We start from the raw sequence: 13641 nt of genomic DNA, 5'->3' as shown, positions 1-13641 counted from the left end.
AAATTTAACAGAAAAAGAAATAATCGCGCATGGCTTTCATGCCTTGTTTATTAAAATAGGCTTTAATCTCTTCTTGGGCCGTTGTGTTTGCCACTGTTACAATACTTTGGGGTTGATTGATTTGAGTGAGATAGTTAAAATTTAAAAGCTCTTCGCCATAAATATGTTTTCCAATTTTCTTTGGGTTGTCGCAGATCCAATAAAAAGGAATGGCTTTATTCTGAAGAATTTTAGCTAAGGTTTTTCCTTTCTTACCAGCGCCCCAAATGACTAAAGGTTTGCTACGATCGTAATTTAATTCTAAAAAATAGTCAACTTTAAGGTCTAAAAAGGAATTTTCGGCATAATGGTGATGGGTTCTAGAGGTTCTAAAACTATAATCTCTCCAATAAAGTAAAATCTGATCACAAGGAATACATTGGTATTGGGCTTTGTAAAACCGAAAAGCTAAATCATAATCTTCAGGATAGGTCTCGCAATTAAACCCTCCACAGGCTTCAAAATCTTCACGATGTAGCATCCAACAAGGAGAGGGTACCACGCATTCTTTATAAATCTCCGTATAGTTTTGGCCCGTTAGGGTTAACTGATTTAACCAGGCTTCGTACCGTGCAAAGCCATCACTAAGCCCATCAGCTCTAAAGTATTTCACTTGCCCAATAGCGAGATGTTTTGGCCCGTAGGTTTTTAAGTTTTGCACCATGGTTTCTAAACGGATGTCAGCCATTTTATCATCACTATCCATACGGGTAATATAGATGCCCGAACTTACAGAATATCCCGTTTGTAAGGCCGCTATAATTCCATGATCTTTATTTTTTAAGAGTTGGATTCTTTGATCCTTTTCAGCATAAGATTGCGCTATTTTGTACGAATTATCGGTCGAGTGGTCGTCTATAAAAATAGCTTCCCAATGCGTATAGGTTTGTTCTAGAATAGAGCTAAGGCATTCAGCGATAAATGCTTCCGTATTTTTAAAGGGGATGATGATGCTTACTGTGGGTTCTGACATGCTGCGAATTTAACAAAACCTTTAGGTTTTTAATAGTAACAGATTGTAGATTTGTGAGTCTATTATAAAAACAAAAACTTAAACATGAAGAATTATTTAGCCATTTTTGGCTTAAGCGTCGTTTTGGTCGGTTGCGGTACAGCAAAGCCAAACATTAATGACTTAGCAGTAAGCAATCCTATTGTCACCGCTTTAGATTTAACAGCAGTGAACAGCGATAGAGTGCCTGTAACTATTAATCCAGGACGTTTTACTACAGAAACGGTAACCTATAGATTACCACGTGTGGTGCAAGGAACCTATTCGGTTAGTGATTTTGGGAAATATGTAGATGATTTTAAAGCTTTGGATTATGATGGAAATGAATTAACCGTAACTAAGGTTGATGATAATACTTGGACTATAGCTGAGGCCACTAAGTTAGACGTGATTCAGTATTATGTGAATGATACTTTTGATGTGGAGAAAGTTGGTGGAATTGGAGGTGAGCAACCTTTCTCTCCTGCAGGGACCAATATTGAAGATGATAATTACGTATTAAACCTTCATGGATTTGTGGGGTATTTTGATAGTTTAAAAAACAACCAATATGCTTTAGATGTTACGGCACCGGCAGATTTCGTTAGAACTTCAGCTTTAGAAACAAAAGGGAGTACTACCAGCGAAGATGGACAGTCTGTAACGACGAGTTATTTTGCTCCACGTTATTTTGATATTACCGATAATCCTATGATGTATGGAAAATTGGATGTTGAAGAGTTTATGGTAGGTGATATTAAAATTGTATTAAGCGTCTATTCTCCAAACGGGATTCATACCGCTGCTAGTCAGAAAGAAACCGTTTTTAAAATGATGGAAGCTCAAAAAGCCTATTTAGGAGACGTAAATAGTACACCACGTTATGATATTTATCTGTATTTATCAGATGGTTCAGAGACGGCACCTAAAGGTTTTGGCGCTTTAGAACACCATACGTCTACGGTAGTTGTATTACCAGAATCGTCAACTAAAGAAGCTTTAGCGGCTTCAATTGTTGATGTTGTGGCCCATGAATTTTTTCATATTGTAACGCCTTTATCAGTACATTCTGAAGATGTACATTATTTTGACTATAACCAACCTACATTCTCTAAGCATTTATGGATGTATGAAGGGGTAACGGAATACTTTGCACAGCACTTTCAAGTGTACGAAGGTTTAGTGGATGCCCAAACGTTTTACAACACCATGCAGTCTAAAATTAAGATCTCGCAACGTATGGATGATGCCATGAGCTTTACCGTAATGAGTGAGAATGTATTAAAAGAACCTTACGCTTCTAACTATTATAATGTGTACCAAAAGGGCGCTTTAATTGGAATGTGTATTGATATTTTAATGCGTAAAGAAAGTCATGGAGAACGTAGTATGTTGTCTTTAATGAAAGAATTATCGGCTAAATACGGTAAAAATAAACCGTTTGATGATGATAAGATTATTGCTGAAATTACTGCGATGACTTATCCAAGTGTGGGTGAATTTTTAAATACGCATGTACAAGGAGATGTGCCTATCAATTATAATACGTTTTTTGAAATGGTAGGTTTAGTACAAGGGGAAACTGAAGTAGAAACCAACTATATTTTTGCAGGTGGACAGAATATAATTTTTGATGCTGATCAGGAAAAAGGAATTCTTTTCTTTTCTGCAATGGCTTTAAAGAATTCTTTCTGGAAAGCTCAAGGCGTACAAGAAGGAGATATCATTAACAAGGTTAATGGTAAAGAATTAAACCTATTAAACGCTAAGGAAGTGCTTGGTGGGATGTTTTCATGGCAAGAAGGTCAGGAAATAACTATGGACTTAGAGCGTAATGGCGAACCTGTTGTAATTAAAACAACCTTAACTAAAGCTTTCGCAAAATCTGAAGGTCTTGTTGAGAATCCAGAAGCAACAGAAGGTCAAAAATCATTAAGAGCTGCTTGGTTAAAAGGCTAAGTCTACTCTTATTTATAAACCTAAAAAAAGCTGATAAATTTAATATTTATCAGCTTTTTTATGTTTTAAAACTGGCGGTGTTTATATGGTTTGTGCAATGCTGAAACTAAAAGTACTTCCTTCTCCTAATTTTGAAGTGACACTTATCTGTCCATTGAGTTTTTCTACGAGATTTTTTACCGTACTCAGTCCAATACCTGTGCTCGATTTTATCTTGTCGTTTTTAACGGTTTTAAAAATTTCAAAGACTTGTGTCTGCTGGTCTTCAGGAATACCAATACCATTGTCCTTAACGCTAAAATTATGGTGCGTATCATCTTTATGATAAGAAACCTCTACAGAGCGTTCTGTTTTATCATTGTATTTAAGAGCGTTGTCTATTAGGTTAATTAATATCTGTGTTAAGGCTGCTTTATTGATGTTTTCAATGAGGTTGTCGTTATAAATAAGACTATCATTTTCAGAAATAAGAATGAGTTCTATATCTTCCATAACCGTGCGTAATTCTATATCTTCGGTTTTAGAATTTAAGAGTTCATCTGCAGAGTAATACAGTAAAATACCATCAATATAATCCTTAAGAATGGTGGTAGACTCTTCAATATAATCCAAATACTGAAGGGAATCTTCCGATAAGTTATTTTGGTTCTCGTCTTTTAATAAATCGGTTAAAGAAATGATATTAGATAAAGGTGACTTTAAATCGTGAGACACTAAACTGGCAAACGATTTTAGCTGCTTGTTCCGGCGTTCTAATTCCTGTTTAATCGCTTCTAAATGATCGTTGTTTTTCTTTAATTCAAAGAGATTAACCACCTGTTGGGCCAAGGTTTTAAGCGCTTTAATTTGAGAACTGTTAAGCTGTCTTGGTTTTAGATCATAAACACAAATGGTTCCTAATTTATGTCCTGAATGATTAATAAGAGGAACTCCTGCATAGAAGGATATGTTCTGCTCGTTAATTAAAGGATTGTCAAAAAAGCGATCGTCTTTAGTGGCATCTTCAACAATAAAAATATCATCTTCAAGAATGGTATGGCCGCAAAAAGAAACATCGCGTGGTGTTTCGGTTAAAGGGGTTCCAAAATGAGATTTGAAAAAATTCCGATTCCGGTCTAGAATTGTAATTAGGGCAATAGGAACGTCGCAAATTGTAGCTGCTAATTCAGAAATATTATCATAATCCTTTTCAGGAGCCGTGTCTAATATGTTGTAAGAATTTAAAACCGCTAAGCGTTCGTTTTCATTACTTGGAAATGTAGGACTTTTCATAGGTATCAGATCAATTTGGAAAAACTATATACGGAAAATAAGGTCTTAATGGTTTCTTAAAATTGTAAGTTTATTCATATTTAGCAGATGTTCCGTTTGAAGAAGACGCTTTAATAAATTCTCTGAGGTCATCATTCGCCTTAATTAAGTCCTCATGTCTTAAATACATCATATGTCCACTTCTATAACCTTTAAAAAAGAAGCGATCTTTCATTTTTCCACTAGGATCAATTTGCCACTGTGAGTATTTTGCGGCAAAGTATGTGGTAGCCCCATCGTAGTAGCCAGACTGTGTAAAAACTTTTAAATAAGGATTCTGAGCCATGGCTTGGCGCAGATTGTCTCTTGTTCTGTCATTACTGTTGTCCCAACGCCCAACGTTACCAAACACATTGTATTTTACATCGGTTTTAAACCCTAATTCATTTTGAATATAAGCATTGATCGCCGGAGTAAAAGAGTGGAGCCAAGAGGTTAATTCCGGATTGTAATCTGGTCGTGTGCCAGCATCGGTCTTGTCAATGCCGAGATATCTAGAATCTAAGCGGCCTATTGTTTTTCCAGAAGTGTCTCTTAAGAGTTCTTTCCAGAAGAAAGATGTAGGCACATCGAGGTTGTGTTGTAAAATTACATTTTCAGATAGTCCAGAATAGTAACTCATTTTTTTAGCAATAGCAGCTTTCTCGTTCGGAGCAATGAATCCGCCTTTTGCTATGGCTGGCATAAGATCATTTAAAGCAAACTCTTCTACTTCTGGTAAAACGTCCAAAAGGTCTTTTTGCTGAAGCGCTTCGGGCAATCTGTTGTGATACCAAGCCGTTGCTGCGTAATACGGCAAATTTAAACTAGATGCCAATGGGCCACCGGTACGCAATACTTTGTAATCTGCAGGCGATACCATAATTACCCCATTTAAGTACATCCATTGTTTATTCTGTAACTCTAGAGATAAGCCCATAACGCGGGTCCCCCCATAACTTTCACCTATGATGTATTTTGGTGAAGACCATCGATCTTTACGCGTGGTAAAGGTATTCATCCAACTAGCTAAGTACTTAATGTCTGCATTAATTCCGAAGAATAATTTATCGGAAGGAAGCTTTCCGTCCTTATCGGCCACTTTTCTAGAGTAACCTGTATTTACCGGATTAATGAAAACAATATCCGCAACATCTAAAATAGAATAAGGATTATCCTTAACGCCATACGGTTGAATAGGGTAGCCCTCATCATCAATATTTAATACTTTAGGACCTGTATAAGCAATATGCATCCATACGGAAGCAGAGCCAGGGCCTCCATTGAATGAATAGATAATTGGTCGGTTATTGGTCTTAGTAATATTGCTGCGCTTGTAGTAGGTGTAATAGAGTGACGCAATTATTTTGCCCTCATCATTCCAAACGGGTTGAAAACCTGTTTCAGCAGTATAATTTACAGTTTTTCCTTTAATGCTAACACTGCCTTGTGTGGTGTAAGCGGTGTCTATTGGAATTTTTAAGTCTTGCGAAAAACTAAATAGAAAACTAAATAAAAGTAAAAACGAGGTGTACCATTTCATATGTTGAGCAATTTAAAATAAGCTTTAAAGGTACTAATTACAAATGGATTATCAGAAGTTTTCAAACACGCCAAGTCCAAATAAGGCAAAATCATATTTTACGGGGTCTGTGGGGTCTAACTTTCGTAAGGTTTTATCTAATTCAGCTAAGGCTTTACCATCATTTTGTTTCCGTTTTAAAAGGCCTAATTTCCGAGCTACATTTCCGGAGTGTACATCTAAAGGACAACTTAATACTGCGGGCGAAATGCTTGTCCAAATTCCAAAATCAACGCCTGTGTTGTCTGCTCTAACCATCCATCTTAAAAACATGTTTATACGTTTTGCTGCTGAATTTTTAAGCGGATCACTAATATGTTTCTGGGTGCGTTTGAGATGTGGAATTTCAAAAAAGCAATTTTTAAACTCGTGAATACTACGCTGGATGGAATCCTTTTCTACATGAGCTTTAAAAACGGCTTCTAGGCCTTGGTGCTGCGCGTAGATGTGTTGTAAGCTTTTTATAAACTGAATAAAATCTAGGCCATTAAACGTACGGTGTACAAAAGTTTCTAAGCGCTCTAAGTCGGAATCTTGATGCTGTGTGATAAACTGGTAAGGCGCGTGGTCTAACAGGTTCATCATTTTATTTGCATTATTAATAATGCTTTTACGGTTACCCCAAGCTATGGTTGCTGCCAAGAAACCGGCAATCTCAATATCTTCTTTACGTGTGAATTGATGTGGAATTTGTATAGGGTCACTTTCTATAAAATCAGGTCGATTATAAAGCTCTACCTTCTCATTAAGAAAGGCTTTTAGCTCAGCTTTTTTTAGTTTCAAATTGCAAAAAAGTTAAAGGGGCATTACCCGTTATAGACTTGGTTTTCTTGTTCTGCCACACGTATAAAAGTGGTTCTTTTGGTCAGCTCTTTTAATCGTGCTGCTCCAACGTAGGTACAGGTACTTCGAAGGCCTCCTAAGATATCTTGCAAGGTGTTTTGTACGTCACCTTTATAAGGGACTTGAACGGTTTTACCTTCACTAGCGCGGTATTCTGCAACACCACCGACGTATTTGTCCATAGCTGTAGCAGAACTCATGCCGTAAAATTGCTTGTATTGTTGATTGTCTTTAGTAATGAGGTCTCCACCGCTTTCCGTATGCCCAGAAAACATTCCGCCAAGCATTACAAAATCGGCCCCTGCTCCAAAAGCTTTAGCAATATCTCCGGGGGTTGCACACCCGCCATCGCTAATAATTTGCCCGCCTAAACCATGAGCCGCATCGGCACATTCTATAATGGCGGATAACTGAGGATAGCCTACACCTGTTTTTACACGAGTGGTACAAACACTTCCAGGACCAATACCCACCTTGACAATATCTGCACCCGATAAAATAAGTTGCTCTACCATTTCGCCGGTAACGACATTCCCTGCAATAATGACCTTATCCGGATAAGTGGCTCTTGTTTTTTGTAAAAATTCTACAAAATGCTCGGAATACCCATTGGCGACATCAATACAGATAAATTTTAATTCCGGATGCGCTTTAAATACTGTTTTTAGTTTTTTGGTATCCTCAGGTCCGGTGCCTGTACTTATAGCAATATAATTTACAATATCTTCTGGGGCCTCACTTAAAAAGGTGCTCCATTGCTGTGGTGTATAGTGTTTGTGTATGGCGGTAAATAGTTGTTGTTTTGCTAAAGCGGTTGCCATTTCAAAGGTACCCACCGTATCCATATTTGCAGCCATAATAGGAATACCTTTCCAACTTGTTTTGCTGTTTAGAAAGTTGAAGTCACGTTCTAAAGAGACCTGCGATCTACTTTTTAAGGTGGAACGTTTTGGACGAATCATCACATCTTTAAAGCCTAATTTTATATCGTGTTCTATATGCATAATCAGAATGAATTTTGGTGCTATTCAAAAATACAAGTTCTTTACCTTCAGACGGCACAAATTTGGATAGAACAGCATTTGTTTTATTAACAATTGTTTATAGGGTAGAGGCGTAGTTGACTTTATAACAAAGCCCTTTTATTTCGGGGAAGGTAGAATTCTTAATATTAGTTTTTGAGATTAAAAAGTTATAAGGTGAATAGGGATACCTTCAAAATTATAAAGGGGAATAGGGGGAGGAAATTAAGAAAGAGATTTTAGCGGTGCGCGATACTTTGGAAAGAATCCTTTATCGAGGTCTTCTGATTTTAACTCAGTTTGTAAGTGAGACTCCGAAAGCGCTTTGTAAGCGTCTTTATTAACGATGTATTTCCAAATTTTAAAAATCTTAACATCCTTAGAGAATTTAGCTTTAAACTCAAATAAGGAATCTTCTTCACTGCCTTTTCCACCACCTAGGTTAAGGTAGTGATAGCCCTGAAGTGTGCCTTGAATTCGCATTTCATCAATAATGAGTTTAATGGGTTGAAGATCAAAATACAAATGGTTTAAGCCTGAGAGATGGTATTGAATAATGTTGCCCGATTTTATAAAAATAGCACCAGCAATAATTTCACCGGTTGCATTGTGTTTACACATCAATAATGAGGCTTCGTAATCGTCACTCGTTAGTAACTGGCGGTAATAATCAGTATCAAAAAAATAATCGTCAGTGGCTTCAATACGTCGCATGTTTTCATGATAAAGACTGATAAAAATATCCAAGTGTTCTTCAGTAGTCCCTTCAATAACCGTACATAATTTTCGCGCTTTATTGATATAGGTTTTTAAGCGTCTATTATAGCTAGCACGTTGCTCTTCTAGGGTTTTGCTGAGGTCTATATAAACCACTTTTCCTAAGGAGGTAATCTGTCCTAAATTCTGAAGCATAAATTCGGCTTCATCAATATAGGGGTGGAGTCTGGTGAAGACGGCTATAATCTTCGTTTTATTTAAAAAGGTATTTAAGGCCCTGTAAAAATTGTCTTTCTTAAAATTAGGGTCTATGTTTTGAGCTAAAATACCACAATACCCATAAACAGAGGTGGCATCTTTGTATTCTGAATTTTCAATATTTCTGAGAAGTAAGGGAAGAAAAATGACCGATTGCCCTTCATTATACTTCAGTAGAACAGGAAGTTCTTCCTCACGTTTTGAAAGTTGATGATAGCTATAAGTATGGTAGAAATCCACCGCTCCTATACGGTCTAATTCTGCATTCCACTCTTGTCTATTCGTAATAACCTCAATCATTTATGAAAAAATTTATGATTAAAGTTAACAAAATAAAAAGTAAAAAAGAGAATCTTTACGAATTAAAAAAACCTCTAGTCTTTTTCTCTAGATTTAGAGATTCAGAAAAGAGGTTTATTTAAGCTGTTTATTATTTTATAGCAATCATGCTAATTTCAACATTAACAAATTTTGGTAAGTTGGCAACTTCTACTGTTTCTCTAGCAGGCGCAGTGGCTTCATCAAAATAAGTACCGTAAACGGTATTGATATCTTTAAAATTATTCATATCACTGATAAAAATAGAAGACTTTATAACGTTTTCAAAACTCATGTCAGCAGCCTCTAAAACCGCTTTCATGTTTTCCATAACTTGCTTTGTTTCTGTTTGAATATCGTCAGTAACGAGCTCCATAGTTTCAGGGTCTAAAGCAATTTGTCCGGAGGTATATAAGGTGTTTCCGGTTAAGATGGCTTGGTTGTATGGGCCAATTGGTGCAGGTGCTTTAGGGGTGTTTATTACTTTTTTCATAGAACTTAATTTAATGTAGTGATGTGAGAGGTTTGATCTCGATTCTATACCAAATTTAAGATAAAATTTGAAAGTGCACTCTTATGAAGTAAAAAGAAGTAAGTTCTCTCGTAAGGTCTAGGACAAGAGGATTAATTCCCAACAGTTTTGTCCGCTTGCTTTTGCTTATCGTATTTTAAATCTTTTAATAAGTTAGATTTAATACCGATAAAGAAGTTCCAAGAGCTTTGGTCACTAAACGGAATCCATGAAAAATTCATTCGCCAACTTAGTAGATCACGCTCAAAACGTAATTGGGTGTATGAGAACCCTTGATTGGCAAAATCGTAACCTGAAGAGGCACCAATACTCCATTTTGGTGAAATGTCTACATCACCAGAAAACATTAATGAATGGCTAGAGATTTCGTTTTGGCGTTGCGTGTTGTTGTAATTGGCCGCATAGGCTAATCGTAAACTCCACGGCATTTTATAGTTGTAAAATTCGTTGTTCTCTTCCTTTTCATCTTCACTTCGGTCGTCATCTGAGAGGCGCTGATTGGCATAGTCTTGAGTCCGTCCAAATAAATCATCTGTACGGCCACCGGAACGTGCAGATTCTGCAGCAGAGGCTTCTTTTTCTTTATCATCCTTACCTGAAAAACTATCGTTAGATAAGGTGTAACTCATGCTGACGTTAGCTGAGGTTAATCGAAATAAACTTCCCCCATTATTAATGTTAAAGGTGTTGATGACGTCGTTATTGCTGTCTAAAGCATACGGGTTCATCGTCATGCTAAAGTTAACACTCATTTTATTGTTTAAAATCTGCGTTCCTCCCGTTAATCGTAATGGACTCCATTTTATGGAGTCGGCTGCAATATCATAAGCCGTAGAAAAATTAAGACTGTTTAATAAGGTTACTTTTTCAGGTTCGGTTTGTGTAGAATCTTTGGCGCGTACTTTAGCTTCAATATTATTACTTAAAGATAGCCCAATACTACTAGAAAATGCATTTCCTGGAGCCCCATAAAGCGAGTTTTCAAACCGTGAGTATTCTACTTGATCTGTGGTTGTCCCATCAGCATCAATAACGTCGTAGGTTTCGTAATACTGATCAAATGCCGGTGTAATGGAGTAGCTAATAGAAGGTCGCATAACGTGCCTTATAGCCTTTAGTTTCGCGTCTTTATTTTCATTTTCAAAATCGTACATTCCATAAATAGTGGTTCCTATACTGGCGCCAGCACTATAGGTTAAGTAACGATCAAAACCATTTTTGTTTACGGTAACGACTTCGTCATTCGCCTGATCGTAATAACGACTTATAGTTTTTAAGGTCCAATTTTCCTGAAGGCTTGCATTGGCACTTACACTAAAATAATCAAAGATTTTAAAATTGGTAGTGATTGGTAAGCTGTGCGACATACCTATTTCAGCATCGTCATACATTTCACTTTTTCCAAAAATAGAGTCGTTGGTTTGTATGCTATATTCCCCTCTGGTGGTAACTTGAAAGTTGATGTTTTCAATAATCCCATTTTTAGAGCCTGTCTTTGGGGCAAACGGATAAACCCGTCCCATAGACGCTTGTAATGTTGGTAGAGTTAAATTAATATCGCCAGTATTGGTATTCTGACTGTGCGTTGCCGTTAAACTTAAATTAACTTGTGGGTCCCCCGTAAAGGTTTTGGAATACGATACAGAAGACGCTAAGGTGTTGTTGAGAAAATTAGATTGGTTGAGCTGATTAATAGACTCTTGGTAATAGGTACTACTTCCTAAGTTTACAGAGGCCGAGAATCTAGAATTGGGGTTGGCCTTTGTATCTTGACTGTGGGACCACCTGATGTTGTAAATGGTACTCTGACTAAAGTCGGGGAAACCACGCTCTTCATTAAGAAGATTTTCATATCTAAAGCTAATATTTCCTTTAAACTTATAACGTAGGGCATAGTTGTTTTCTATACGCAATCCGTAACTTCCGTTGGTATAATAGTCTCCAAGAACGGCCAAATCTAAATAATCACTTATAGCAAAGTAATACCCTCCATTCTGTAGGTTGTACCCTCTATTGCTGTCTTCACCGAAGGATGGAAAAATAATTCCGGAGGTTTGCTTTTTGGTCATCGGGAAGAAGGCAAATGGCAACGCTATGGGTGTAGGAACGCCATAAATTTCCATATAAGTAGGACCTACAATAACTTTTTTATTCGGGACCATTTTCATTTTAGTGGTCACAAATTGATACTCTGGGTCCTCTTCATCTTCAGCCGTGGTAAAACGACCGTTTTTCATAAAGTAAACCGAATCATTTTCTTTCTTCGTTATAGGCGAATAAACCTTAAAACCTTGTTGCTCTGTTCTCGAATTAAAAACCAAAGCTTTTTTTGTTTCGGTATTAAAGACAATAGAATCGGGTTCAATAACGTTTTGTCCTTGTGTAAAAACCGGGCGTTGGCTATATCCTGTAGAATCTTTTATACGACCAGCATAAACTAAATTCTTGCTGTAATCAATTTCAATAACCCCAGCTTTTATCTCCATATCTTGGTATAAAACTTCGGCTTTATTGTAAAGGTAAATTTTGGTTTTCTTTTGGTTTAAGGAGACATAGTCCGCAGCAGTATACTTTACGGTACCTTCTAAAAGGCCTTTCTGTTTGGTAGAATCTTGCTTAGTAGAATCAATTTCTATGGTCTTTTGTGGCGGATTTACAATGGAATCTAACACAATTGAGGTGGTGTCTTTCTGCTGTTTAGCAGGAATACGACCTTCTTTTTTCGGTAATTCTTGTGCCAAGCTAAACGTGTTGATAAACACTGTAAAACTAAGGGTAAAAAGTATGTATAAGCTTTTTGTCTGCAATGCTTTTAAGTGTATTTTTGTAAAAGTATGGCTCGGTTTTTGAAACGCCAAAAGTACAGTATTTTTTTTGATTAGTTTATTAAAACTAGAAAATGAAAATTACGAACTTATTTAATGAGGACATTGTGTTAAACCAAGTTGAAAAAACGTTAAATTACATATGCAAACGATACCTAAACCTACAATAGTATTATTCATTCTTATATTTATTAGTTCTTTAACATCTTCGGCCTATTTACAGGCGCAAGACAATAAATTTGTTGTTGTTTTAGATGCAGGACACGGGGGTGGAGATTCTGGAAATGTTGGAAACGGACATAGTGAAAAGGATATTGCCTTAAAAGTTACCCTAGAGGTAGGGAAGGCCCTAGAAAAAAATCCTGATATTAAAGTGATCTATACTCGTAAAACCGATGTTTTTATAGAATTGCACGAACGTGCCAATATTGCCAATAGGGCAGATGCAGACTTGTTTGTCTCTATTCACTGTAATGCGCACAGCTCTCAGGCTAGCGGGACCGAAACTTTTGTTTTAGGTGAAAAAAATACGGGACGTAATTTTGATGTCGCTAAAAAAGAGAATGAAGTGATTTTCTTAGAGGATAATTACGAAGAAAACTATGCGGGTTTTGACCCTAGCTCTCCAGAGTCTTCAATTGCTATTGGTATAGAACAGGAAGTTTATGTAGAACAAAGTGTGGTTTTGGCTCGAAAAATTGAAGATAATTTTATCGGGAAGGCAAAGCGTAAAAGTCGTGGCTTAAAGCAAGCTAGTCTTTTGGTTATTCGTAATACCTACATGCCAAGTGTGTTGGTAGAGGTTGGGTTTTTAACTAATAATAGCGAAGGAAAATTTTTAAACTCTAAGGCCGGTCAGACTAAAATGGCGAACGCTATAAAAGAAGCGGTTTTAGATTATAAAAAGGAACTCGATCAGAACGTGGGGAGTAAAATTCTTCAGGTTGAAGCGGAATCCATGGTTGAGGAAAAAGAAAGTCCTCGTATTGTTGAAGGCATTGTTTTTAAAGTGCAAATTGCGGCCAGTTCTAGAGCTTTAGAACCGAAGTCCTATAATTTTAAAGGGCTTGCTGATATTTCAAGAGAAAAAGCAGGAGCTGTCTATAAATACTACAGCGGACAAACCTCTGACTATAATGAGGTTAAGCAACTTCAGAATCAAGCCAAATTAAACGGATATCCTGGCGCATTTGTTGTTGCCTTTAAAGACGGAAAAAAGATTGATGTTTCCGAAGCCTTAAAATCTGATTCAAATTAAAAACTTT

10 protein-coding genes are annotated in these 13641 nt (G+C 36.8%); 2 read left to right on the top strand and 8 right to left on the bottom strand.

Annotated features, from left to right (window positions below):
* Positions 1 to 4: 4 nt before the first annotated feature.
* Complete coding sequence (locus ACFQ13_RS04860) at positions 5 to 1012, bottom strand: glycosyltransferase family 2 protein (RefSeq protein WP_386114687.1); 1008 nt, start codon at positions 1010 to 1012, stop codon at positions 5 to 7.
* An 84-nt stretch (positions 1013 to 1096) separates the two neighbouring features.
* Between ACFQ13_RS04860 and ACFQ13_RS04855 the strand changes: the two genes are divergently transcribed.
* Positions 1097 to 2989 carry a M61 family metallopeptidase gene (locus tag ACFQ13_RS04855; RefSeq protein ID WP_386114684.1) on the top strand — a complete coding sequence of 631 codons (1893 nt, stop codon included), beginning with the start codon at positions 1097 to 1099 and terminating at the stop codon, positions 2987 to 2989.
* Between the two features lie 81 nt (positions 2990 to 3070).
* Here the strand turns inward: ACFQ13_RS04855 and ACFQ13_RS04850 are convergent, their stop codons facing one another.
* The 7 genes from ACFQ13_RS04850 to ACFQ13_RS04820 all read right to left on the bottom strand — a co-directional run bounded on the left by ACFQ13_RS04850 (position 3071) and on the right by ACFQ13_RS04820 (position 12409).
* The gene (locus ACFQ13_RS04850) at positions 3071 to 4261 is read right to left on the bottom strand and encodes a sensor histidine kinase (RefSeq protein ID WP_386114681.1); all 1191 of its coding nucleotides are present in this window, start codon (positions 4259 to 4261) and stop codon (positions 3071 to 3073) included.
* Positions 4262 to 4331: 70 nt separating this feature from the next.
* On the bottom strand, positions 4332 to 5822 hold the full coding sequence (locus ACFQ13_RS04845; RefSeq protein ID WP_386114679.1) for a S10 family peptidase: 1491 nt from the start codon (positions 5820 to 5822) through the stop codon (positions 4332 to 4334).
* A gap of 51 nt (positions 5823 to 5873) precedes the next feature.
* Complete coding sequence (locus ACFQ13_RS04840) at positions 5874 to 6644, bottom strand: TIGR02757 family protein (RefSeq protein ID WP_386114676.1); 771 nt, start codon at positions 6642 to 6644, stop codon at positions 5874 to 5876.
* A 23-nt stretch (positions 6645 to 6667) separates the two neighbouring features.
* Entirely contained in the window at positions 6668 to 7708 is a 1041-nt protein-coding gene (locus ACFQ13_RS04835; RefSeq protein ID WP_386114673.1) for a GMP reductase, read from the bottom strand.
* A gap of 243 nt (positions 7709 to 7951) precedes the next feature.
* A complete protein-coding gene (locus tag ACFQ13_RS04830; protein WP_386114671.1) occupies positions 7952 to 9001 on the bottom strand; it encodes a GNAT family N-acetyltransferase in 1050 nt (349 codons plus the stop codon).
* Between the two features lie 130 nt (positions 9002 to 9131).
* Complete coding sequence (locus ACFQ13_RS04825) at positions 9132 to 9512, bottom strand: RidA family protein (RefSeq protein ID WP_386114669.1); 381 nt, start codon at positions 9510 to 9512, stop codon at positions 9132 to 9134.
* Between the two features lie 131 nt (positions 9513 to 9643).
* On the bottom strand, positions 9644 to 12409 hold the full coding sequence (locus tag ACFQ13_RS04820) for a putative LPS assembly protein LptD (protein WP_386114668.1): 2766 nt from the start codon (positions 12407 to 12409) through the stop codon (positions 9644 to 9646).
* 109 nt (positions 12410 to 12518) lie between these two features.
* On the opposite strand from ACFQ13_RS04820, the gene ACFQ13_RS04815 reads away from it, so the two are divergent.
* Positions 12519 to 13634, top strand: coding sequence for an N-acetylmuramoyl-L-alanine amidase family protein (locus ACFQ13_RS04815; protein ID WP_386114665.1), 1116 nt, complete (start codon positions 12519 to 12521; stop codon positions 13632 to 13634).
* Positions 13635 to 13641: the final 7 nt, after the last annotated feature.

The sequence above is a fragment of the Winogradskyella rapida genome, from assembly GCF_042675845.1.
GTDB classification, from domain to species: Bacteria; Bacteroidota; Bacteroidia; order Flavobacteriales; family Flavobacteriaceae; genus Winogradskyella; species Winogradskyella rapida.
This window is presented reverse-complemented; position numbering and strand designations above follow the sequence as displayed.